Origin of the sequence: Cedecea lapagei (assembly GCF_900635955.1) — a bacterium.
GTDB classification, from domain to species: Bacteria; Pseudomonadota; Gammaproteobacteria; order Enterobacterales; family Enterobacteriaceae; genus Cedecea; species Cedecea lapagei.
This window is the reverse complement of record NZ_LR134201.1, coordinates 3863702-3887280: the sequence shown is the minus strand read 5'-3', so window position 1 is coordinate 3887280 and position 23579 is coordinate 3863702. Positions and strand designations below refer to the sequence as shown.

Annotated in this window: 17 protein-coding genes; 8 read left to right on the top strand and 9 right to left on the bottom strand. The window is 55.8% G+C overall.

Annotated elements, in window-relative coordinates; all coding sequences use genetic code 11:
* The first annotated feature begins 22 nt into the window (after positions 1-22).
* From dapB to folA, 7 genes are all read left to right on the top strand, one after another.
* Entirely contained in the window at positions 23-844 is an 822-nt protein-coding gene (gene dapB, locus EL098_RS18875; protein WP_126357588.1) for a 4-hydroxy-tetrahydrodipicolinate reductase, read from the top strand.
* A gap of 458 nt (positions 845-1302) precedes the next feature.
* Positions 1303-2451, top strand: coding sequence for a glutamine-hydrolyzing carbamoyl-phosphate synthase small subunit (gene carA / locus EL098_RS18870; protein WP_126357587.1), 1149 nt, complete (start codon positions 1303-1305; stop codon positions 2449-2451).
* Between the two features lie 16 nt (positions 2452-2467).
* The gene (gene carB, locus EL098_RS18865; RefSeq protein WP_126357586.1) at positions 2468-5692 is read left to right on the top strand and encodes a carbamoyl-phosphate synthase large subunit; all 3225 of its coding nucleotides are present in this window, start codon (positions 2468-2470) and stop codon (positions 5690-5692) included.
* Between the two features lie 139 nt (positions 5693-5831).
* Positions 5832-6065, top strand: coding sequence for a YgdI/YgdR family lipoprotein (locus tag EL098_RS18860; RefSeq protein ID WP_126357585.1), 234 nt, complete (start codon positions 5832-5834; stop codon positions 6063-6065).
* Between the two features lie 104 nt (positions 6066-6169).
* On the top strand, positions 6170-6700 hold the full coding sequence (gene kefF / locus EL098_RS18855) for a glutathione-regulated potassium-efflux system oxidoreductase KefF (protein ID WP_126357584.1): 531 nt from the start codon (positions 6170-6172) through the stop codon (positions 6698-6700).
* On the top strand, positions 6693-8555 hold the full coding sequence (kefC, locus tag EL098_RS18850) for a glutathione-regulated potassium-efflux system protein KefC (RefSeq protein WP_126357583.1): 1863 nt from the start codon (positions 6693-6695) through the stop codon (positions 8553-8555). The genes kefF and kefC overlap by 8 nt, the downstream gene beginning before the upstream one ends.
* A 205-nt stretch (positions 8556-8760) precedes the next feature.
* Positions 8761-9240: a type 3 dihydrofolate reductase gene (folA, locus tag EL098_RS18845; protein ID WP_126357582.1), complete on the top strand. Its 480-nt coding sequence runs from the start codon at positions 8761-8763 to the stop codon at positions 9238-9240.
* A 35-nt stretch (positions 9241-9275) separates the two neighbouring features.
* Here the strand turns inward: folA and apaH are convergent, their stop codons facing one another.
* The 6 genes from apaH to lptD are packed head-to-tail and all read right to left on the bottom strand — an operon-like array spanning position 9276 to position 16027.
* The gene (gene apaH / locus EL098_RS18840; protein WP_126357581.1) at positions 9276-10127 is read right to left on the bottom strand and encodes a bis(5'-nucleosyl)-tetraphosphatase (symmetrical) ApaH; all 852 of its coding nucleotides are present in this window, start codon (positions 10125-10127) and stop codon (positions 9276-9278) included.
* Positions 10128-10131: 4 nt separating this feature from the next.
* A complete protein-coding gene (gene apaG / locus EL098_RS18835; protein WP_126357580.1) occupies positions 10132-10509 on the bottom strand; it encodes a Co2+/Mg2+ efflux protein ApaG in 378 nt (125 codons plus the stop codon).
* 3 nt (positions 10510-10512) lie between these two features.
* Positions 10513-11337 (bottom strand): 16S rRNA (adenine(1518)-N(6)/adenine(1519)-N(6))-dimethyltransferase RsmA, encoded by an 825-nt coding sequence (rsmA, locus tag EL098_RS18830; protein WP_126357579.1) that lies wholly within the window; start codon positions 11335-11337, stop codon positions 10513-10515.
* Positions 11334-12323, bottom strand: coding sequence for a 4-hydroxythreonine-4-phosphate dehydrogenase PdxA (gene pdxA / locus EL098_RS18825; protein ID WP_126357578.1), 990 nt, complete (start codon positions 12321-12323; stop codon positions 11334-11336). Before pdxA ends, rsmA begins: the two co-directional genes overlap by 4 nt.
* Positions 12316-13608 (bottom strand): peptidylprolyl isomerase SurA, encoded by a 1293-nt coding sequence (gene surA / locus EL098_RS18820; protein ID WP_126357577.1) that lies wholly within the window; start codon positions 13606-13608, stop codon positions 12316-12318. The genes pdxA and surA overlap by 8 nt, the downstream gene beginning before the upstream one ends.
* Positions 13609-13666: 58 nt before the next feature.
* Entirely contained in the window at positions 13667-16027 is a 2361-nt protein-coding gene (gene lptD / locus EL098_RS18815; RefSeq protein WP_126357576.1) for an LPS assembly protein LptD, read from the bottom strand.
* A gap of 181 nt (positions 16028-16208) precedes the next feature.
* Here lptD and djlA point away from each other — a divergent pair, with 181 nt between their 5' ends.
* Positions 16209-17024 (top strand): co-chaperone DjlA, encoded by an 816-nt coding sequence (gene djlA, locus EL098_RS18810; protein WP_126357575.1) that lies wholly within the window; start codon positions 16209-16211, stop codon positions 17022-17024.
* 34 nt (positions 17025-17058) lie between these two features.
* Here djlA and rluA read toward each other — a convergent pair whose 3' ends face one another.
* The 3 genes from rluA to polB all read right to left on the bottom strand — a co-directional run bounded on the left by rluA (position 17059) and on the right by polB (position 23419).
* Positions 17059-17718, bottom strand: a complete 660-nt coding sequence (rluA, locus tag EL098_RS18805; RefSeq protein WP_126357574.1) for a bifunctional tRNA pseudouridine(32) synthase/23S rRNA pseudouridine(746) synthase RluA — start codon at positions 17716-17718, stop codon at positions 17059-17061.
* Positions 17719-17930: 212 nt separating this feature from the next.
* Positions 17931-20837 (bottom strand): RNA polymerase-associated protein RapA, encoded by a 2907-nt coding sequence (gene rapA, locus EL098_RS18800; protein WP_126357573.1) that lies wholly within the window; start codon positions 20835-20837, stop codon positions 17931-17933.
* Between the two features lie 221 nt (positions 20838-21058).
* Positions 21059-23419, bottom strand: coding sequence for a DNA polymerase II (polB, locus tag EL098_RS18795; protein WP_126357572.1), 2361 nt, complete (start codon positions 23417-23419; stop codon positions 21059-21061).
* Positions 23420-23579 lie beyond the last annotated feature (160 nt).

The window sequence follows — 23579 nt, the reverse complement described above, 5'->3', positions numbered from 1 at the left end:
TATTTAACTGAAGAGTAATGATATGCATGATGCACAGATTCGCGTCGCCATCGCGGGAGCAGGCGGTCGTATGGGGCGCCAGTTAATTCAGGCGGCTCTGCAGCTTGATGGCGTTCAGCTTGGCGCAGCGCTTGAGCGTTCTGGTTCTTCCCTGGTCGGCAGCGACGCAGGTGAACTGGCCGGGGTGGCAAAAACCGGCGTGCTGGTGAGCGATAGCCTGGAGGCGGTCGCCAACGATTTCGACGTCTTTATTGATTTTACTCGTCCGGAAGGCACGCTGGCTCACCTGGCATTTTGCCTTAAGCACGGCAAAGGGATGGTTATCGGCACCACCGGTTTTGATGATGCCGGCAAACAGGCCATTAACGATGCCGCGCGCGAAATCCCCATTGTCTTTGCGGCTAACTTTAGCGTGGGCGTGAACGTGATGCTGAAGCTGCTGGAGAAGGCGGCGAAAGTTATGGGTGATTACACCGACATCGAAATCATCGAAGCGCATCATCGCTACAAAGTGGACGCCCCTTCCGGCACCGCGCTGGCGATGGGGGAGGCCATTGCCCAGGCAATGGACAAAGATCTTAAAGACTGCGCCGTTTATGCCCGCGAAGGCCATACCGGCGAGCGTGTGCCTGGCACCATCGGTTTCGCTACCGTGCGCGCAGGCGACATTGTCGGCGAACATACCGCAATGTTTGCAGATATTGGCGAGCGCGTTGAGATTACCCACAAGGCTTCAAGCCGCATGACCTTTGCTAATGGTGCTGTTCGTGCTGCTTCATGGCTTAAGGGTAAAAATAACGGGATTTTTGATATGAGAGACGTGCTCGATCTCAATAATTTGTAGTAAAACCTATCCTTATAGATGTGGTTATTTTGTTTTAATTGATTGATTTTAGGGTGATTTAAATCACCCTTTTGTTTTTATATAGGTTATGTTTAATTTTGTTTTGATTTGCCGTGAAATAGAATCTTATCTCTCTTTTTTGTGTTGTTGTAATGTTAATTTTGACCATCTGGTCTACTTTTTATCTGCCGTTACCCCCTTTTCCCAGTATTCAGCACCGGCAACCGATTACTTTTCCCAGGTTAGCTGGTTGTTTTGACCTTCAAATCCTATATTTTTACTCTGAACGGTAAAAAAGGCATAAAAACTTCTCCTTAATGTAGACTTTTACCGACCTGGTCTCTAGAATGCCGCCGTTTGCCAAAAATCCGTAGGGCAGGCACTTTTTGCATTTGATTCAGCCGTTGGTTTTGAATTAATATGCGAATAAATTGAATGTTTATTCCCTGGAGGACGTTTTGATTAAGTCAGCGCTGTTGGTTCTGGAAGACGGAACCCAATTCCACGGTCGGGCCATTGGGGCATCGGGTACGGCAGTGGGTGAAGTCGTTTTCAATACCTCATTGACCGGTTATCAAGAAATCCTCACTGATCCTTCCTACTCCCGCCAGATCGTCACCCTTACTTATCCCCATATCGGCAATGTCGGCACCAACGAAGCCGACGAAGAATCCTCCCAGGTCCATGCGCAAGGCCTCGTCATTCGTGACCTGCCGCTGATTGCCAGCAACTTCAGAAGCCAGGAAGATCTTTCTTCTTATCTTAAGCGCCATAACATCGTGGCCATTGCCGATATTGATACCCGTAAACTGACCCGTCTGCTGCGTGAAAAAGGCGCTCAGAACGGCTGTATTATCGCGGGCGATAACGTAGATGCGGCTCTGGCGCTGGAAAAAGCGAAAGCGTTCCCTGGCCTGAACGGCATGGATCTCGCAAAAGAAGTGACGACCAAAGAAGCGTACGCCTGGCAGCAGGGGAGCTGGACGCTCGAAGGTAATCTGCCGGAAGCGGCAAAAGCAGAAGCGTTACCTTTCCACGTAGTGGCTTACGACTACGGCGCAAAACGCAATATTCTGCGCATGCTGGTGGACAGAGGCTGTCGCCTGACGGTTGTCCCGGCGCAAACGCCGGCGGAAGAGGTGTTGAAGATGAACCCGGATGGCATCTTCCTTTCTAACGGCCCTGGCGACCCGGCTCCGTGCGACTACGCTATCAGCGCCATTAAATCCTTCCTCGAAACAGATATTCCGGTGTTCGGCATCTGCCTCGGTCACCAGCTGCTGGCGCTGGCAAGCGGCGCTAATACCGTGAAGATGAAGTTTGGCCATCACGGCGGTAACCACCCGGTGAAGGATCTGGATAAAGACTGCGTGATGATCACCGCCCAGAACCACGGTTTTGCGGTTGATGAGGCGACGCTGCCTGCCAACCTGCGCGTGACCCACAAATCCCTGTTCGATGGCACGCTGCAGGGCATCCATCGCACCGATAAAGCCGCGTTCAGCTTCCAGGGGCACCCTGAGGCTAGCCCGGGGCCGCACGACGCTGCGCCGCTGTTTGACCACTTTATCGATTTGATTAAGCAATACCGTTCAAGCGCTAAATAATCAGGAGCAAAATAAAATGCCAAAACGTACAGATATAAAAAGCATCCTGATCCTCGGCGCAGGCCCGATTGTTATCGGCCAGGCCTGTGAGTTCGACTACTCTGGCGCTCAGGCTTGTAAAGCGCTGCGCGAAGAGGGTTACCGCGTTATCCTGGTGAACTCCAACCCGGCCACCATCATGACCGACCCGGAGATGGCTGATGCGACCTACATCGAGCCGATTCACTGGGAAGTCGTGCGCAAAATCATCGAAAAAGAGCGACCTGATGCGGTCCTGCCGACCATGGGCGGCCAGACCGCGCTGAACTGTGCGCTGGAGCTGGAGCGTCAGGGCGTGCTGGAAGAGTTTGGCGTGACCATGATCGGCGCAACCGCAGACGCCATCGACAAAGCCGAAGACCGTCGTCGTTTCGACATCGCGATGAAAAAAATCGGTCTCGATACCGCGCGCTCCGGCATTGCACACAATATGGAAGAAGCGCTGGCCGTCGCGGCCGACGTGGGTTATCCGTGCATCATCCGTCCATCCTTTACCATGGGTGGCACCGGCGGCGGTATCGCCTACAACCGTGAAGAGTTTGAAGAGATTTGCGAGCGCGGCCTGGATCTCTCCCCAACCAAAGAGCTGCTGATTGATGAATCGCTGATCGGCTGGAAAGAGTACGAGATGGAAGTGGTGCGTGATAAAAACGACAACTGCATCATCGTCTGCTCTATCGAAAACTTCGACCCGATGGGGATCCACACCGGCGACTCCATCACCGTTGCGCCAGCGCAAACGCTGACCGATAAAGAGTACCAAATCATGCGTAACGCCTCGATGGCGGTACTGCGTGAAATCGGCGTGGAAACCGGCGGCTCAAACGTCCAGTTCTCCGTGAACCCGAAAACGGGCCGTCTGATCATCATCGAGATGAACCCACGCGTGTCTCGCTCTTCCGCTCTGGCTTCTAAAGCGACCGGCTTCCCGATTGCTAAAGTGGCTGCGAAGCTGGCCGTAGGCTACACCCTTGACGAGCTGATGAACGATATCACCGGCGGCCGTACACCGGCTTCCTTCGAGCCGTCTATCGACTATGTCGTCACCAAGATCCCTCGCTTCAACTTCGAGAAGTTTGCCGGCGCAAACGACCGCCTGACTACCCAGATGAAATCCGTGGGCGAAGTGATGGCGATTGGCCGTACTCAGCAGGAATCCCTGCAGAAAGCGCTGCGCGGCCTGGAAGTGGGTGCTACGGGCTTTGACCCGAAAGTCAGCCTGGATGACCCGGAAGCGCTGACCAAAATTCGCCGTGAGCTGAAAGACGCGGGCGCCGAGCGTATCTGGTACGTGGCTGATGCATTCCGTGCTGGCCTGTCGGTTGACGGCGTATTCAACCTGACCAACATCGACCGTTGGTTCCTGGTGCAGATTGAAGAGCTGGTGCGTCTGGAAGAGCAGGTTGCCGAAGTGGGGATCACCGGGCTGAATCATGACTTCCTGCGAATGCTGAAGCGTAAAGGTTTTGCGGATGCGCGTCTGGCAAAACTGGCCGGGGTTCGTGAATCCGAAGTTCGCAAACTGCGTGAGCAGTATGACCTGCACCCTGTCTACAAACGCGTGGATACCTGTGCGGCAGAGTTTGCGACCGACACCGCATATATGTACTCCACCTATGAAGATGAGTGCGAAGCTAACCCGAACAACGACCGCGATAAAATCATGGTGCTGGGCGGTGGTCCAAACCGTATCGGCCAGGGCATTGAGTTCGACTATTGCTGCGTACACGCCTCGCTGGCGCTGCGTGAAGATGGTTACGAAACTATCATGGTTAACTGCAACCCGGAAACCGTCTCTACCGACTACGACACCTCCGACCGCCTCTACTTCGAACCGGTCACCCTGGAAGATGTGCTGGAAATCGTCCGCGTTGAGAAGCCGAAGGGCGTTATCGTGCAGTACGGCGGGCAAACCCCGCTGAAGCTGGCTCGTGCGCTGGAAGCTGCTGGCGTGCCGGTTATCGGTACCAGCCCGGATGCTATCGACCGCGCGGAAGACCGCGAGCGCTTCCAGCATGCCGTTGAGCGCCTGAAGCTGAAGCAGCCTGCTAACGCCACCGTGACGGCCATTGAGCAGGCGGTGGAGAAAGCCGTGCAGATTGGTTATCCGCTGGTGGTTCGCCCTTCCTATGTCCTGGGCGGCCGCGCGATGGAGATCGTCTACGACGAAGCCGACCTGCGTCGCTACTTCCAGACTGCGGTTAGCGTCTCTAACGATGCGCCAGTGCTGCTCGACCGCTTCCTTGATGACGCGGTTGAAGTGGATGTGGACGCCATTTGCGACGGTGAAACCGTGCTGATTGGCGGCATCATGGAGCATATCGAGCAGGCGGGCGTGCACTCCGGTGACTCCGCGTGTTCTCTTCCGGCTTACACTTTGAGCCAGGAGATCCAGGACGTGATGCGCCAGCAGGTGCAGAAGCTGGCCTTCGAGCTGCAGGTTCGTGGTCTGATGAACGTCCAGTTTGCGGTGAAGGACAACGAAGTTTACCTGATTGAGGTGAACCCACGTGCTGCGCGTACCGTGCCGTTTGTTTCCAAAGCAACGGGCGTGCCGCTGGCGAAAGTTGCCGCTCGCGTGATGGCAGGCAAAACGCTGGTTGAGCAGGGCGTCACCAAAGAGATCATCCCGCCGTACTACTCGGTGAAAGAAGTGGTTCTGCCGTTCAACAAGTTCCCGGGCGTAGACCCGCTGTTAGGGCCAGAGATGCGCTCTACCGGGGAAGTGATGGGCGTCGGCCGCACCTTCGCAGAAGCTTTCTCTAAAGCGATGCTGGGCAGCCAGTCCACGATGCGTAAGCCGGGCCGCGCGCTTCTTTCCGTGCGCGAGGGCGATAAAGAGCGCGTAGTAGACCTGGCCGCCAAGCTGCTTAAACAGGGCTTTGAGCTGGATGCTACCCACGGCACGGCGATTGTTCTGGGCGAAGCGGGTATTAATCCACGTCTGGTGAACAAGGTGCATGAAGGCCGTCCGCACATTCAGGACCGTATCAAGAATGGCGAGTACACCTACATCATCAATACCACCGCGGGCCGCCAGGCGATTGAAGATTCCAAGCTGATTCGCCGCAGCGCGCTGCAGTACAAAGTGCATTACGACACCACGCTGAACGGCGGCTTCGCTACGGCGATGGCGCTGAACGCAGACGCTACCGAGAAGGTGACCTCGGTGCAGGAGATGCACGCCCAGATTAAGGGCTAACTCCCTTCAGCTTGATAGAATGTTCCGAAAAAAACCTCAACGGCCTCTGAAAAGAGGCCGTTTTTGCTTTTAGCCCAGCGAGATAGTCTACAGTTAATCAGCACACAACTTAAAATGACTAACTCGCTGGGAGAAAACCATGCACAAACAGACTTTACTCGCTTCCCTTTTCGCTGCCGCTACGCTGTTGACCGTTGCAGGTTGCTCATCAAATCAGGCCGTTAAAACGAGCGATGGCAAAACGATTGTGACCGATGGCAAACCTCAGGTTGATAAAGATACCGGACTGGTCTCTTACAAAAATGCCGAAACGGGGAAAACCGAGCAGATCAATCGCGACCAGGTGAAAGAAATGAGCGAGCTGGATAACTAGTTAAGAAATATCCAACAACTTACTCAGCAATATTGACTGTTAGCCTGTCGATTAACTGACTAAACTCACTGTCATTAAAGGCAGTAGTGAAGACAGGCTTAACAATGATTCTTATAATTTATGCGCACCCCTATCCCCAGCACTCGCACGCCAACCGGCAAATGATTGAGCGGGCGAAGACGTTACCGGGGGTAGAGGTTCGCTCCCTCTATGAACTTTATCCCGATTTCAATATTGATATTGCCGCTGAGCAGCAGGCGCTGAGCCGTGCCGATCTCGTTATCTGGCAGCATCCTATGCAGTGGTACAGCACGCCGCCGCTAATGAAATTATGGATAGACAAAGTTCTCTCGCACGGCTGGGCATACGGTAAGGGCGGCAATGCCCTGCACGGCAAAGACATTATCTGGGCGGTGACCACCGGCGGCAGCGAAAAACATTTCGAACTGGGGGATCACCCAGGCTTTGAAGTGCTTGCTCAACCTTTGCAGGCAACGGCGCTTTACTGCGGCATGAACTGGCTGCCGAGTTTCGCCATCCATTTCACCTTTGTTTGTGACGAATTCACGCTTGCCCGCCAGGCGGATGATTATAAGCAACGCTTAATTGACTGGCAGGAGGCTCGCCGTGGATAGCCATAGCTTAATTCAGGCGCTGATTTACCTTGGTTCAGCCGCGCTTATCGTTCCCATTGCCATGCGTCTCGGGCTGGGATCGGTCCTCGGCTACCTGATAGCCGGCTGTATTATCGGGCCCTGGGGATTGGGCCTGGTAACCGATGCCGAAACCATTCTGCATTTTGCAGAAATCGGCGTGGTGCTGATGCTCTTTGTCATCGGGCTGGAGCTTGATCCCCAGCGGCTATGGACGCTGCGTGCCTCGGTGTTTGGCGGCGGCTTTCTGCAGATGGCCGCCTGTGGGCTGGCGCTTGGCGCATTCTGTATCGCCATGGGGCTCAACTGGAAAATCGCCTTGCTTATCGGCCTGACGCTTGCGCTGTCCTCAACCGCGATTGCCATGCAGGCGATGAACGAACGCAACCTGACCGTCACGCCAATGGGGCGGCGTGCCTTTGCCGTACTGCTGTTCCAGGATATTGCGGCGATCCCTCTGGTGGCGATGATCCCGCTGCTGGCCAACAGCGGCGGCACGATGACCTTCGCGACCTTTTTACTTTCTGCCCTTAAGGTGGTTGCAGCGCTTGCGCTGGTCGTCCTGCTTGGGCGCTATGTCACTCGCCCCGTGCTGCGGTTTGTTGCGCGCTCCGGCCTGCGCGAAGTGTTCAGCGCCGTTGCGCTCTTCCTGGTCTTTGGTTTTGGCCTGCTGCTTGAAGAGGCCGGGCTGTCGATGGCGATGGGGGCGTTTCTTGCCGGTGTACTGTTAGCCAGCTCCGAATATCGCCATGCGCTGGAAAGCGATATCGAGCCGTTTAAAGGCCTGCTGCTTGGCCTGTTCTTTATCGGCGTCGGGATGTCTATCGACTTTGGCACCCTGCTCGAAAACCCGCTGCGTATTCTTATCCTGCTGGTCGGCTTCCTGGTGATTAAAACCTTGATGCTCTGGCTGGTTGCTAAGCCGCTGAAGGTGCCGCGCAGGCAGCGGCGTTGGTTTGCTGTACTGCTGGGCCAGGGCAGTGAGTTCGCCTTTGTTATCTTCGGCGCGTCGCATATGGCGCATGTGCTGGACGATGGCTGGTCGAAATCGCTGACCCTCGCCGTTGCGCTCTCAATGGCGGCGACGCCTCTGCTGCTGGTGCTGCTGAACCGGCTGGAGAAAACGGGAAGCGAGCAGGCCGGAGAGGCCGACGAGATTGATGAAGAGCAGCCTCGGGTCATTATTGCGGGCTTCGGGCGCTTTGGGCAGATTGCTGGCCGTTTGCTGCTGAGCAGCGGCGTGAATGTGGTCATTCTGGATCACGATCCAGACCATATTGAAACACTGCGAAAATTTGGCACCAAGGTGTTTTATGGCGATGCCACCCGCGTTGACCTGCTTGAATCCGCCGGCGCAGCGGGCGCTGAAGTGCTGATTAACGCCATCGACGATCCCGAAGCGAATATGCAGCTGACGGAACTGGCGAAGGAGAACTTCCCCCATCTGCAGATCCTTGCCCGGGCGCGCGATATAAATCACTACATTCGCCTGCGTCAGGCGGGAGTGGAGATGCCGGAGCGTGAAACGTTCGAAAGTTCGCTGAAGATTGGCCGACGTGCGCTGGAAGGGCTGGGCGTGGGGAAATATGAGGCGCGTGAAAGGGCCGATCACTTCCGCCGCTTTAACCTGCAGATGCTGGAAGAGATGGTGCCAACCGACGATAAGACCGCCGAACGAGCCGACGTCTTTAAGCGCAACAGCGCCATGCTGACGGAGGTGATCAATGAGGATCGTGCGCATCTGCATGTGATTCAGCAAGATGGGTGGCAGGGCACCAAAGAGGGACTCCACAGCGGTAAACTTTCTGACGAGCCTCCGGCCAGACCAGTAGAGTGATCCCGCTAAAAAATATTTACTTTTCCTTATAATGAACGGGGGTTAACGCTAACCCCTTGTTCCATATCCCGCAGTTGAACATTGAGGCGTACCGGACGTCGCAGAATAAAAAAAATTCTCGTTACGCGGCTCGCCCCCTGTCGACGAAAGATTGCGCTTTCCGTATAGTGGCGGCAATTTTTTTCATCACCCTTAGGTTATACGAATGATCAGTCTGATTGCTGCTTTAGCGGTAGATCGCGTTATCGGCATGGAAAACGCCATGCCATGGGATTTGCCTGGCGACCTGGCCTGGTTTAAGCGTAATACGCTAAACAAACCAGTCGTTATGGGACGCCTGACCTGGGAGTCTATTGGCCGCCCGCTGCCGGGACGTAAAAACATCGTCATCAGCAGCCAGGCCGGCAGTGACGATCGCGTTGAGTGGGTGAAATCGGTAGAAGAGGCGATCAAAGCCTGTGGCGATGCCGAAGAGATTATGGTGATTGGCGGAGGACGCGTATACGAGCAGTTCCTGCCGAAGGCGCAGCGTCTGTACCTGACCCATATTGATGCGGAAGTAGAAGGGGATACCCATTTCCCGGATTACGATCCGGATGAGTGGCAGTCAACCTTCAGCGAATTCCATGATGCCGACGAGAACAACTCGCACGGTTACTGCTTCGAAATCCTGGAACGTCGCTAGTTTTTAGCCCTCTTCCTGTGGGAGAGGGCGCTCTCTTAAGAGGCGACGGCCGCCTGACTTTCACCGTTATCCTGCTGGCGGTTTGAAGGCTGTGCGAACCAGCTTTTATCTTCCCAGCGCAGGCAGGTGAGATCCCCTCCCCAGCAGCATCCAGTATCCAGCGCATAGATGCCATCCGGCGTCCCTTTTCCTTCCAGCGATGCCCAGTGACCAAAGGCGACGGAATATTCGGCGGTAACGGGGCCTGGGATCGCGAACCAGGGCTTAAGCGGGGAAGGGGCCTTGTCTGGCGTATCCTTGCAGTACATATCCAGTTGGCCATTAGGGAAGCAGTAGCGCATGCGCGTGAGCGAGTTGGTGATAAAGCGCAGACGAGCCAGGCCCGACAGATCGCTCGACCAGTTGTTGGGCATATCACCGTACATCGCGTCCAGAAAGAGCGGGTAGCTGTCGCTCGACAAAACGGCTTCAACGTCACGCGCGCAGGCCTGCGCGGTAGCGAGATCCCACTGCGGGGTGATCCCCGCGTGCGACATAACCAGCTTTTTCTCTTCATCCACCTGAATAAGCGGCTGGCGGCGAAGCCAGTTGAGCAGCTCGTCTGCGTCCGGCGCCTCCAGCAGCGGCGTGATGCGATCTTTGGGTTTGTTGCGGCTGATGCCTGCAAAGACGGCTAACAGATGCAGGTCATGGTTGCCAAGCACCATGCGTACGCTGTCTCCGAGGCTGCGAACATAGCGCAGGACTTCCAGCGAGGCTGGCCCACGGGCCACCAGATCGCCCGTCAGCCATAGCGTATCTTCTTCAGGATTGAAATTAACCTGCTGCAATAACGCGATCAGTTCATCGTAGCAGCCGTGAACATCGCCAATCAGATAGGTAGACATGGTATCAGTGAATAAAGGTTGGAATGGCCAGACGGAAAACGGGAATCTCGACCTTAAAGGTCTCTCCCTGCGCATCGACCATTTCATAATGGCCCTGCATGGTACCGAGCGGCGTTTCGATGACCGCTCCGCTGGTGTACTGGTAGTCGCTGCCCGGCTCAATGTGCGGCTGCTCGCCGACAACACCTTCGCCCTGAACCTCGGTTTCCCGACCGTTACCGTTGGTGATTAACCAGTAACGGCCAAGAAGCTGAACCGGCGTTCGCCCCAGGTTGCGGATAGTGACGGTGTACGCAAAGACGAAACGCTCATCCTCAGGCGAGGACTGCGACTCGATATAACAGCTTTGTACCTGAACACATACGCGGGGCGAATCAAGCATAGTTTAGCTCTCCGACGGCTGCTGCGGGTTATCAGCCAGATAGTTTGCAAGCTTGCAGTACTGAGCAACGGAAATGTTTTCTGCACGCAGTGTAGCATCGACGCCCAGCTCCGCCAGCACTTCGGCACTGAACAAGTGGCCAAGGCTGTTGCGGATGGTTTTACGACGCTTGTTGAAGGCTTCCGTCGTAATGCGGCTCAGCACGCGCAGATCTTTTACCGGATTTGGCAAGGTAGCGTGTGGCACCAGGCGTACAACGGCTGAATCTACCTTCGGTGCCGGAGTGAACGCCGTTGGCGGGACTTCAAGCACAGGAATGACGTTGCAGTAGTACTGCGCCATTACCGACAGGCGGCCGTATGCTTTACTGTTTGGCCCGGCGACCAGGCGGTTAACCACCTCTTTTTGCAGCATAAAATGCATGTCTGCAATGGCATCAGTATAGCTAAAGAGGTGGAACATCAGCGGCGTAGAGATGTTATACGGCAGGTTACCGAAGACGCGCAACGGCTGGCCGATTTTCTGCGAAAGGTCGCCGAAATCCATGGTCATGGCATCCTGCTGATAGATGGTCAGCTTGGGCGCAAGGAACGGATGGGTTTGCAAACGGGCGGCGAGATCGCGGTCCAGTTCGATAACGGTCATTTTATCCATGCGTTCGCCCACAGGCTCGGTTAAGGCGCCGAGGCCCGGACCGATCTCGACCATCGCCTGGCCTGGCTGTGGGTTAATGGCGGAAACAATACTGTCGATAACGAACTGGTCATTAAGGAAGTTTTGTCCAAAACGTTTGCGGGCAAGGTGGCCCTGGTGGACTCGAGTATTCATTGACTATTAACAATCATTTTAATGGCGAGGTTAAGCGCCGTAATAAAACTGCCGACGTCGGCTTTTCCCTGGCCTGCCAGCTCAAGAGCCGTGCCATGGTCAACCGAGGTGCGGATAAAAGGTAATCCCAGCGTGATATTCACCGCGCGGCCGAAGCCCTGGTATTTCAACACGGGCAGCCCCTGATCGTGATACATCGCCAGTACGGCGTCTGCACTCTCGAGGTATTTGGGTTGGAATAGCGTATCTGCCGGAAGTGGGCCAGAAAGGTTCATCCCTGAAGCGCGCATCTCATTTAGCACCGGAATAATGGTGTCTATCTCTTCGGTGCCCATGTGGCCACCTTCCCCGGCGTGCGGATTGAGACCACAGACCAGAATATGCGGCTGCGGGATACCAAATTTGGTCTGCAGGTCATGATACAGGATGGTGACAATCTGGCGTAGTAAATCCGGCGTAATGGCGTCAGAAATTGCCTTCAGCGGCAGATGGGTCGTGGCCAGCGCAACGCGAAGCTCTTCCGTCGCCAGCATCATAACCACTTTTTCGCTGTGTGAACGTTCTTCGAAGAACTCGGTATGGCCAATAAACGGGATACCAGCATCGTTGATGATGCCTTTGTGTACCGGGCCGGTAATCAGGGCGGCAAATTCTCCGCTCAGGCAGCCATCGCAGGCGCGGGCCAGCGTCTCAACCACATAGGCGCTGTTACGCACATCCAGCTGCCCTGCAACGACCGGCGCCTGCAGCTCAACCGGCAGCACCGTCAATGTGCCAGCGGCCTGCGGTTTTGCCGGTTGTTCTGCCCGGAAGGGCTGTAGCGTCAGGGGGAGGCCGAGCAGGGATGCTCTGGCGAGTAACAAATCGGGAGAAGCGCAGACGACCAGTTCAACGGGCCAGTCGCGTTGCGCTAACGCGACGACCAGGTCGGGACCAATCCCGGCGGGTTCGCCGGGAGTGATGGTCACACGAAAGATGTTAGCCATTGCTGCCTATGATTTTGACGTAAGCGCTGGCGCGCTGTTCCTGCATCCAGGTTTGCGCTTCTTCGGAGAACTTGCGGTTGAACAGCATGCGGTACGCTCGATCTTTTTGTGCCGCATCGGTTCTGTCGACTTTACGGGTGTCCAGCAGTTCGATCAGGTGCCAGCCAAAGGAGGAGTGCACCGGCGCGCTCAACTGGCCTTTATTCAGCTTCTGCAGCGCATCACGGAAGGCCGGATCGTAGATGTCCGTTGCTGCCCAGCCCAGGTCACCGCCCTGGTTTGCTGAGCCTGGATCGTCAGAAAACTCTTTTGCCGCCGCGGCAAAGGTGGTCTTCCCGCTCTTAATGTCTGCAGCAATCTGTTCCAGCTTCTGACGCGCCTGATTATCGTTCAGAATCGGGGAGGTTTTCAGCAGAATATGGCGAGCGTGAACCTCAGTTACCGAGATATTCTGGCTCTGACCGCGAAGATCGTTAACTTTCAGGATATGGAAACCAACGCCGGAACGAATCGGGCCGATAATGTCGCCTTTTTTCGCCGTGCTGAGCGCCTGGGCGAAGATCGATGGCAGCTCCTGGATACGGCCCCAGCCCATCTGGCCGCCTTTCAGCGCCTGCTGGTCGGCTGAATAGCTGATGGCAAGTTTACCAAAGTCAGCCCCGCTATTTGCCTGCTCGACTACGTTACGCGCCTGTTTTTCCGCATCGTCAACCTGAGCGGAGCTCGGGTTTTCCGGCAGGGCGATCAAAATGTGGCTGAGGTTCAGCTCTGTGCTGCTGTCGTTCTGGTTACCGACCTGCTGTGCCAGGGAGTCAACCTCCTGCGGCAGGATGGAGACGCGACGGCGCACTTCGTTGTTGCGCACTTCTGAGATCGTCATCTCTTTACGAATCTGATTGCGGTAAGTGCTGTAGTTCACGCCGTCATAGGCCAGACGGCTGCGCATCTGATCCAGAGTCATGTTGTTCTGCTTAGCGATGTTAGCGATAGCCTGATCGAGCTCGTCGTCAGTTATCTTCACGCCCATCTTCTGGCCCATCTGCAGGATGATTTGATCCATGATCAGACGTTCAACGATTTGGTGGCGCAGCGTCGCGTCGTCGGGAAGCTGCTGTCCCGCGTCGCGAGCGTTCATTTTTACTGATTGCATTAAGCCATCAACATCACTTTCAAGGACGACGCCGTTGTTCACTACGGCGGCGACTTTATCGACAACCTGTGGGGCTGCAAAAGCCGTGTTCGCTACCAGCGCGACACCAAGAAGCAGCGTTCTCCAGTTCTTCATACTTTTTCCATTTTACTTAGCCGCAAAGCGGATTATTTAGAGTATTCGTCAAAGTGAATTACAACGAGCTTTGGTACGGCAGAATGTTGGAACGCAACATCTGCGGGATACCCAGGCCATAATTCGAGCTCAGGCCACGTAGCTCGATGTTAAAGCCGACTACGTTATCGTATTTACTCATGTTATTTTCCCAGCCGTTGATTTTACGCTCGACGCCAACGCGAATTGCATAGCAACAAGAGTTGTACTGTATCGCGAGCATAGAGTCAGCGGACTGTCTGGCATTGGTATCGTAGTAGTAGGCACCGACGACAGACCAGCGGTCAACGATCGGCCAGCTGGCGGCCATACCCACTTGTGATATCCCTTCCTTGTACTGATCGGCGGTAGAATAATACGTCGGTAACGTTGCCTGAATATACTCCGGGCTGGCGTAACGGTAGGTCAACTGCACCATACGATCGGCATCGCGACGGTACTCAATGGCGCCGTTGCCATTTGCCACGCTGCCAAGCCGCGCATCATACTGTACGCCGCCGCGCAGGCCCCAGCGATCGGTCATGCGCCAGTAGGTGTCACCGGCCCAGACCATAGATCCTGTTTTCTTATCCTTCTCCCAGTTAATGTTGTCATCCCCGGTACGGGACTGGGTGAAGTAGTAGATTTGACCTGCGGATACGTTAAAACGTTCAACGGAAGCGTCATCATAAATACGTGACGTCAGGCCGGTCGTGACCTGGTTTGCGGAGGCAATACGGTCAAGGCCACCGTAGGTACGGTCGCGGAATAGCCCGCTGTAGTCGGACTGCAGCAGCGAGGAGTCGTAGTTGTTGATCCCGCTTTGGTTGCGATAAGGCACGTAGAGGTACTGAGCGCGCGGCTCAAGGGTCTGCGTCCAGCCGGCAACGGAGTCCATATCGCGATCGAAGATAAGTTTGCCGTCCATTTTAAACTGCGGCAGGGTGCGGTTTACCGTGCTTTCCAGCGTACTCGCGCTGTTAACATTCTGCTTGTACTTATCCAGGTTATCCTGCTGATAATGGGTCATCATCAGCTTGGCTTCGGTATTCAGGCTCGCCCAGCCGTTAGAAACTGGAAGGTTGATCACCGGTTCCAGGTGAACACGCGTGGCGTCAGGATAATTAGAGTTCACGTTGGTGAACTTCACCGCCTGGGCATAAACACGGGTATCAAACGGGCCGACGTCGTTCTGGTAGAAGTTAACGTCCAGCTGAGGTTCTGCGCGGTAAGAGCTACCGCCGGCCTGGTTAGCAAAGACCTGGAACTGTTTAGTCGATAACGTGGCGTCGAAGTTTTGAACCGCGTAGCCCACGCTGAATTTCTGCGTAGCGTAGCCGTCGGTGCTGTTACCGTACTGGGAGCTAAAGTCGTTGAAGTAGCGCGAGTCGCTGACTTTTGTGTAGTCGACGTTGAAGCGCCACACCTGATCCATTACCCCGCTGTGGTTCCAGTAGAACAGCCAGCGGCGATCTTTTTCACCCTGAGGCACGCCTGGCTCATTCCTGTATTCGTCATCAGACGGCAGGTAGTCAAACTCCATCAGGCCTGAACCCGCTTTCGTCAAATAGCGGAATTCGTTCTGCCACTGAATACCACCGCGCTTGTCGATATAGTGCGGCGTGATGGTGGCATCAAAGTTGGGCGCAATGTTCCAGTAGTACGGAAGCGCGAACTCAATCCCGTTATTGGTGCTGTATTTGGCGCTGGGGATCAGGAAGCCTGAACGGCGCTTGTCACCGATCGGGAGCTGGAGATAAGGGCTGTAGAAGACCGGCACCGGGCCCAGCTTAAAGCGGGCGTTCCAGATTTCAGCGACCTCTTCCTGCCTGTCCTGAATGACTTCGCTGCCGACCACGCTCCAGGTGTTGGAGCCCGGCAGACAGGAGGTAAAGGTCCCGTTTTCGAGGATGGTATAGCGGTTGTCGCCACGCTGTTTCATCAGGTCTGCGGTACCGCGACCCTGGCGACCAACCATCTGGTAATCCCCGCTCCAGACGTTAGTATCTTTGGTATTTAAATTCGACCATGCTTTCGGACCTTTCAGGATGACCTGATCGTCGTCGTAATGCACATTACCTAAAGCATCAACGGTGCGTACCGGTTCCGGCTGGCCCTCAACCTGCTTCTGATGAAGTTGAACTTCGTCTGACTGCAGGCGGCTGTTGCCCTGCTGGACGTCAACATTCCCGGTAAATACGGCGTTATCCGGGTAGTCACCTTTCGCGTGATCGGCCTGGATAGTGACCGGCAGGTTATTGCCATCGCCCTGAACCAAAGGACGATTGTAGCTTGGGATACCCAGCATACACTGAGAGGCAAGGTCGGCAGCCATACCTTGTTGGCTATAAATGGCTGAACCAATCAATGTGGCCAGCAAGGTGGGAATACGTTTTTTCATACGTGTTATTTGTTGTTCCGTCATCAGGGTATAGCGAAGGCAAACGGTCAGAGACTAACGTACTCATCACCACAGCGCTAGTGTTAATCCAGCCCGTTAGCAGGATGCCGTTAGGCACCGCTATCAATGGCGGGTATGATAAAGCAAATTTTAGACGACAGCATGACGATTTGGGGAGTATATGCCGTATTGGGGAAAAGTACTGGGTGTTGCTTTGGGTTTACTCTCGGGCGGCGGCTTTTGGGGAGTGGTGATTGGTTTTCTTGTCGGCCATATGTTCGACAAAGCGCGGAGCCGTCGCGGAGCCTGGTTTGCCAATCAGCAGCAGCGTCAGGCGCTGTTTTTCTCCACCACGTTTGAGGTGATGGGACATCTCACCAAATCGAAAGGGCGGGTGACAGAGGCGGATATTCAAATCGCCTCTTTGCTGATGGACAAAATGCAGCTTCACGGCGAAGGCCGTGCTGCAGCGCAGCGCGCATTTCGTGCCGGTAAAGAAAATAACTATCCGCTGAGAGAAAAGATGAGGCAGATGCGTAGCGTCTGCTTCGGCCGCTCTGACCTGATTCGGATGTTTCTGGAAATCCAGATTCAGGCCGCGTTTGCCGACGGTTCACTGCATCCGAACGAGCGTCAGGTGCTGTATGTGATTGCCGAAGAGCTGGGTATCTCACGCGGCCAGTTCGACCAGTTCCTGCGCATGATGGAGGGTGGCCAGCAGTTTGGCGGCGGGCACTACCAGCAGCAGTCTCAGGGCGGCTTCTCACAGCAGCAAAGAGGGCCGACGCTGGAAGATGCCTGTAAAGTGCTGGGCGTGAAAAGCAGCGATGAGCCAACGGTGATCAAGCGGGCCTATCGTAAGCTTATGAGCGAGCATCACCCTGATAAGCTGGTGGCAAAAGGGTTGCCGCCGGAAATGATGCAGATGGCCAAGCAAAAGGCGCAGGAAATACAGGGCGCATACGACCTGATCAAGTCCTCTAAAGGGTTTAAATAATAAAAAAGCCTCTCATTTGAGAGGCTTTTCTTTTCTAGAAGTCCGCCGGAGCTTTAAAAGTCATCGGCGTGCCATAGCTTGGGTGCGTGATGGTAAGCATTTCGGCATGCAGCTGAAGGCGCGGAGCCATCGCCAGCGCTTCCGGTGTTGCGTAGAAGCGATCGCCGAGAATCGGATGCCCCAGCGCCTGCATATGCACACGGAGCTGATGCGAACGCCCGGTAATCGGCTTCAGCTGTATACGGGCGGTAGTGTCCGCCGAGTAGTCCAGCACCTGATACTCGGTCTGAGCAGATTTTCCCGTCTCGTAACACACCTTTTGCTTAGGCCGGTTTGGCCAGTCACAAATCAGCGGCAGATCCACCACTCCTTCTTCCGGCCGCGGGTGGCCCCAGACGCGAGCCACGTACTGCTTTTTCGGTTCGCGTTCGCGGAACTGACGTTTTAGCTCCCGCTCTGCCGCTTTGGTCAGCGCAACGACAATCACGCCGCTGGTTGCCATATCCAGCCGATGGACCGACTCCGCCAGCGGGAAGTCGCGCTGAATGCGCGTCATCACGCTGTCTTTATGCTCCTCAAGCCGCCCCGGCACGGAAAGCAGGCCGCTTGGCTTGTTAACCACCATGATGTGCTCATCCTGATAAAGAATGACCAGCCAGGGATCAAGAGGCGGATTGTAAGGTTCCATCAGCATTTACTCTGCATCCTTCAAGCTGCAGCCGCGTTGGCTGCTCTCTGTTATTCGTCTCATCCATGAGCCTCACCCTTTCAGGGCCGTTGCAAGCAACGTTCAAATCTGTTCCCTACAGATTTGTCATCCCAGTCACTTACTTTAGTAAGCTCCTGGGAATTCTCTCTTTTGCCGCCTTGCTGCAACTCGAATGATTTGAGTAAAGCGACGCATAATTACTGGTGCGTCACGACAATCAGGCGCAGCGCGTCGAGACGCCAGTTTGCCTGGCTCAGGGCTTCCATCACCTGCTGGCGATTGGTTTCGATAGCCGCAAGCTCGTCGTCACGAATGTTAGGGTTCACGGCCTTCAACGCTTCCAGGCGGGACAGTTCCGCGCTGAGCTTCTCGTCCGCTTCTTCACGCGCCGCGTCGATCAGCGCCTGCGCTGCATCGGCAACCTTCTCTTCAGCCAGTTGAAGAATGGCGTGCACGTCGGACTGCACCGCGTTCACCAGTTTGCTCCCGGTGTGGCGGTTAACCGCGCTAAGCTGGCGGTTGAAGCTTTCAAATTCTACCTGAGCCGCGAGGTTGGTCCCGTTTTTGTCCACCAGCATGCGTACCGGCGTCGGCGGCAGGAAGCGATTGAGCTGCAGCTGCTTAGGCGCCTTGGCCTCAACAACATAAACCAGCTCCAGCAGCAGCGTACCCACCGGCAGCGCCTTGTTCTTCAGCAGGGACAGGGCGCAGCTTCCGGTATCACCGGACAGAATCAAATCCAGGCCGTTGCGGATGATGGGGTGTTCCCAGGTCACGAACTGCGCGTCTTCGCGGGACAGCGCGACATCACGTTCAAACGTGATAGTGCAGCCATCTTCCGGCAGGCCCGGGAAGTCCGGAACCAGCATATGATCGGACGGGGTCAGCACCACCATATTGTCGCCACGATCATCCTGGTTAATACCGACGATGTCGAACAGGTTCATGGCGAAGCTAACGAGGTTGGTGTCGTTATCCTGTTCTGAAATGGCCTCTGCCAGCGCCTGCGCTTTTTCACCGCCGTTGGAGTGAATTTCCAGCAGGCGGTCACGCCCCAGCTCAAGCTGCTGCTTAAGGGCATCGTGCTGCTCGCGGCACTGTTTGATCAGGGCATCAAAGCCTTCGGTGTTTTCCGGGGCCGCAAGATACTCGACCAGCTGCGGATAGACGCTGTCATAAATGGTGCGGCCGGTCGGACAGGTATGTTCGAAAGCATCAAGACCCGAGTGGTACCAGTCCACCAGCACCGACTGAGCGGTTTTTTCCAGGTAGGGAACGTGGATCTGGATGTCGTGCGCCTGGCCGATACGGTCCAGGCGGCCAATACGCTGCTCCAGCAGATCCGGGTTGAACGGCAGGTCAAACATCACCAGCTGGCTGGCGAACTGGAAGTTACGGCCTTCTGAGCCAATTTCGGAACACAGCAGCACCTGAGCGCCGGTATCTTCTTCCGCAAACCAGGCCGCGGCGCGGTCGCGTTCGATAATCGACATGCCTTCATGGAAGACGGCGGCACGGATACCTTCACGCTCGCGCAGAACCTGCTCAAGCTGAAGCGCCGTCGCGGCCTTGGCGCAGATCACCAGCACTTTCTGAGAGCGGTGGCTGGTCAGGTAGCCCATCAGCCATTCCACGCGCGGGTCGAAGTTCCACCAGGTGCCGGTATCGCCTTCAAACTCCTGATAAATCTGCTCCGGGTAGAGCATATCACGGGCGCGATCCTCAACGGATTTGCGCGCGGCCATGATGCCGGACACTTTGATCGCCGTCTGATACTGCGTTGGCAGCGGCAGGCGAATGGTATGCAGTTCGCGTTTCGGGAAGCCCTTCACTCCGTTACGGGTGTTACGGAACAGCACGCGGCTGGTGCCGTGCCTGTCCATCAGCATGGAGACCAGCTCCTGGCGGGCGGCTTCGCTGCCTTCCCGATCGCTGTTGGCGGTTTGCAGCAGCGGCTCAATATCCTGCTCGCCAATCAGCTCACCCATGGTATTCAGCTGCTCGTCCGTCAGGCGATCGCCCGCCAGCAGCAGGGCAACGGCATCGGCGACCGGGCGGTAGTTTTGCTGCTCTTCAACGAACATGTCGAAATCGTGGAAGCGGTTTGGATCCAGCAGGCGCAGGCGGGCAAAATGGCTTTCCATACCCAGCTGCTCAGGCGTTGCGGTCAGCAGCAGGACGCCAGGAACATGCTCGGCGAGCTGCTCAATGGCCTGATATTCACGGCTTGGCGCCTCTTCGCTCCACACCAGGTGGTGGGCTTCATCGACGACCAGCAGGTCCCACTCTGCTTCGCACAGGTTTTCCAGACGCTGCTTATTACGGCGCACAAAATCCAGCGAGCAAATCACCAGCTGTTCGGTATCAAACGGGTTGCTGCTGTCGTGCTGGGCTTCCGCGTAGCGCTCATCATCAAACAGCGCGAAGCGCAGGTTAAAGCGGCGCAGCATTTCTACCAGCCACTGATGCTGAAGGGTTTCTGGTACCACAATCAGTACGCGCTCGGCGCTACCGGCCAGCAATTGCTGGTGGATGATCATCCCGGCTTCAATGGTTTTACCCAGGCCAACTTCATCGGCGAGCAGGACGCGTGGAGCATGGCGACGGCCAACGTCGTGGGCGATGTTCAGCTGGTGGGGGATCAGGCTGGTGCGCATACCGCGCAGGCCGCTCCAGATCTGGCGAGATTGCTCGCTTTGGTACTTACGCGCGCGAAACCGCAGGGCAAAGCGGTCCATGCGGTCGATCTGCCCGGCAAACAGGCGGTCCTGCGGCTTGCTGAAGACCAGCTTGCTGTCGAGGAACACCTCGCGCAGCAGAACTTCTTGCTCTTCGGTATCGAGACGAGTACCGAGGTAGGCGAGTAAACCCTTTTCTTCCTTAACTTCATCAACTTTCAGCTGCCAGCCTTCATGGCTGGTAATCACATCGCCCGGGTTAAACATGACGCGGGTGATCGGGGAGTCATTTCTGGCGTACAGACGATTTTCACCCGTTGCCGGGAAGAGCAGGGTAACCATACGCGCATCCAGCGCCACCACGGTTCCCAGTCCCAGTTCGCTTTCGGTATCGCTGATCCAACGTTGACCAAGTGTAAAAGGCATAAGTTTTCGGCTCTATTTCAGTGACTTAAATTTGCAGGCAATAGCATGGCAACCGCGCACAGGTGGCGCAGTGGTTTAAAATTGGGTCTAAGGATTCGAAGAAAGGGCGCTATGGTACTGGATGGCAACGGATTCGTCACGTACTCGTCATTCTTCAAATTACCGCAGTATCGGCTGCACTCCCTTACCGCCCTGGCGTCAGCTGCATTATGACGAGGATTTTAAAATAGCCCCATCTGCCCCGTCATCAGTGTAGCAAAGTCGTCCTCAAGGAAGGGCAATATCCCTTCGGCAACGGGCTGTAGCTGGCGTGTCAGATAGTGATCGTAGTCCAGAGGCGTCTGCTGATAATCAATGGGTTCCGGGCCGCTCATCGTCATGACATATTTTATCGTGCCGCGGTTTTGGTATTGCGCTGGCCTGGAGAGCCGCTGGTTATGCTCATCGGCAAGCCTTGCGGCGCGGACGTGCGGCGGAACGTTTTTCTGATACTCGCTCAGCGGGCGGCGCAGCCGTTTACGGTAAATGAGCTGTGAATCCAGCTCGCCCGCCATCAGGCTGGCAATTGTCTCGCGGATGTAGTCCTGATAAGGCTCGCCGCGGAAAATTCGCAGATAGAGCGTTTGCTGGAACTGCTGGGCGAGTGGCGTCCAGTCCGTTCGCACCGTTTCGAGTCCTTTAAACACCATCCGCTGCTCATCCCCCTCCTGAATCAGCCCCGCATAGCGTTTTTTACTGCCCTGATCCGTCCCGCGAATGGTGGGCATCAGGAAGCGGCAGAAGTGCGTTTCGTACTCAAGCTCAAGGGCGCAGTCCAGGTTCTGCGTGGTTTTCAGATGCTCGCGCCACCAGCCGTTTACGTGCTCTACCAGCCGGCGGCCAATCTTTGCGGCCTCTTCTTCGTCGTGGGTTTTTTTCAGCCAGACGAAGGTTGAATCCGTATCGCCATAGATGACGTCATAGCCCTGAGATTCGATCAGCGCCTTTGTCTGGCGCATGATCTCGTGTCCGCGCATGGTGATCGATGACGCCAGACGAGGATCGAAGAAGCGGCAGGCGCTGGTGCCCAGTACGCCGTAGAAAGCGTTCATGATGATTTTGAGCGCCTGAGAAAGGGGTTTGTTGCCGTGGCGTTTTGCCTCGTCGCGACCGTGCCAGATCTGGCTGACAATTTCAGGCAGGCAATGCTTGTCGCGGGAGAACCAGCCCCCGATAAACCCCTCCACGGAATGCTCCGCGTCCGGATGTGCGGTGCCTTCAACCAGACCAACCGGGTCGATTAAAAAGGTACGAATAATCGACGGATAGAGACTTTTATAGTCGAGCACCAGTACCGAGTCGTAAAGGCCGGGACGCGAGTCCATGACATAGCCACCGGGGCTTGCCTGCGGCGGGACTTCCCCCAGATTTGGGGCAACGTAGCCTGCGCGATGCATGCGCGGGAAGTAGAGGTGGCTAAATGCGGCGACCGAGCCGCCGTGTTTATCCAGCGGAAGCCCGTTAACCGTTGCGCGCTCCAGCAGAAAGGGCATCAGCTCCGTTTTGTGGAAGATGCGCGTGACCAGCTCGCAGTCTTTGAGGTTATAGGTGGCCAGCGCGGGTTTGTCCTCGGCAAAGCGGCGGTCGATTTCATCCATCCTGTCCCAGGGATTATCAATCGACTTTCCTTCACCCAGCAGCTCACGGGAGACCGTTTCCAGGGAGAATGAGGAGAAGTTCCAGAATGCCGATTTTAGCGCCTCAATGCCGTCGATAATCACCCGGCCCGCCATCTGGGCAAAGAAAACGCCCTGTTTGAAGCCGTGCTCGCGCCACTCTAAAAGGCTGTTACCGCGTCCTAAGCGAAGCGGGACCTGGTAACGCTCAGCCATTTTTTGCAGCACACGAAGGTCAAACTGCACGACATTCCAGCCTATCAGCACGTCGGGATCGTGCTCGGCAAACCAGGCGTTAAGCTTCTCGAGCAGCAGCGGGCGGCTGGCAACGTATTCCAGCGTGAAATCCAGGCCGCTGGCGTCGCCGTTTTCCGGCCCCAGCATATAGACATGGCGCTGCCCGCAGCCTTCCAGACCGATGCAGTAAAGTTCGCCGTGGCGGTTGGTTTCGATATCGAGAGAGACCCATTTTAGCGGCGGGCGGTACTCCGGCGCTGGCTTAAGTCGGGTTTCAAGCAGCGCGTCACCGTGAGGATGGCCGCTGAACCAGACCGGCGCGGTAATAAAACGCTCCATCAAAAAGCGCTCTGGCGGGCGGATATCTGCCTCATAGACCGTTACGCCGCCGTCACGCAGCAGCTTTTCCAGCCTCATCAGCTGGCGATGTTGCTGGCAGTAAAGACCGGCGACCGGCTGGCGGTGGAAATCTTTAAGTTCCAGAGGGGTGAGACGAAACTGGCCTTCGCCTGCCAGCAGGCGTTGGGCCTGTGCCAGCTGCGGCTGGGGAATAAACGCGACCGACTCCTGCGGCGGCAGGCGCACCTTAAGTGGGCCATCGTCCGTGGCCAGCCAGAAATCGACTTCGGTACCGCGCGGGGTATCTCGCCAGTGTCTGGTCAGCAGAAACCCCTGACGAGCTTGAGACACGCTGCATTCTCTCTCAGGTAAAGTATCCGGATTATAGCGCAGAAAACCGCTGCTTACTGCATTTATATACAGTATTGCCGACGATACTATTGGCGACGCGTGCGAATTGTCCTGAACTTTAGCGTCTATTCTTTATTCATAGAAATCAGACCTTGACGCC

Excerpts from the sequence above, each read along its gene's own strand:
- apaG (WP_126357580.1), bottom strand. The coding sequence starts at position 10,509 with ATGCTTGATTCGCCCCGCGTATGTGTTCAGGTACAAAGCTGTTATATC.
- folA (WP_126357582.1), top strand. The coding sequence starts at position 8,761 with ATGATCAGTCTGATTGCTGCTTTAGCGGTAGATCGCGTTATCGGCATG.
- surA (WP_126357577.1), bottom strand. The coding sequence starts at position 13,608 with ATGAAGAACTGGAGAACGCTGCTTCTTGGTGTCGCGCTGGTAGCGAAC.
- kefF (WP_126357584.1), top strand. The coding sequence starts at position 6,170 with ATGATTCTTATAATTTATGCGCACCCCTATCCCCAGCACTCGCACGCC.
- djlA (WP_126357575.1), top strand. The coding sequence starts at position 16,209 with ATGCCGTATTGGGGAAAAGTACTGGGTGTTGCTTTGGGTTTACTCTCG.
- carB (WP_126357586.1), top strand. The coding sequence starts at position 2,468 with ATGCCAAAACGTACAGATATAAAAAGCATCCTGATCCTCGGCGCAGGC.
- rluA (WP_126357574.1), bottom strand. The coding sequence starts at position 17,718 with ATGCTGATGGAACCTTACAATCCGCCTCTTGATCCCTGGCTGGTCATT.
- pdxA (WP_126357578.1), bottom strand. The coding sequence starts at position 12,323 with ATGGCTAACATCTTTCGTGTGACCATCACTCCCGGCGAACCCGCCGGG.
- rsmA (WP_126357579.1), bottom strand. The coding sequence starts at position 11,337 with ATGAATACTCGAGTCCACCAGGGCCACCTTGCCCGCAAACGTTTTGGA.
- EL098_RS18860 (WP_126357585.1), top strand. The coding sequence starts at position 5,832 with ATGCACAAACAGACTTTACTCGCTTCCCTTTTCGCTGCCGCTACGCTG.
- lptD (WP_126357576.1), bottom strand. The coding sequence starts at position 16,027 with ATGAAAAAACGTATTCCCACCTTGCTGGCCACATTGATTGGTTCAGCC.
- apaH (WP_126357581.1), bottom strand. The coding sequence starts at position 10,127 with ATGTCTACCTATCTGATTGGCGATGTTCACGGCTGCTACGATGAACTG.
- rapA (WP_126357573.1), bottom strand. The coding sequence starts at position 20,837 with ATGCCTTTTACACTTGGTCAACGTTGGATCAGCGATACCGAAAGCGAA.
- dapB (WP_126357588.1), top strand. The coding sequence starts at position 23 with ATGCATGATGCACAGATTCGCGTCGCCATCGCGGGAGCAGGCGGTCGT.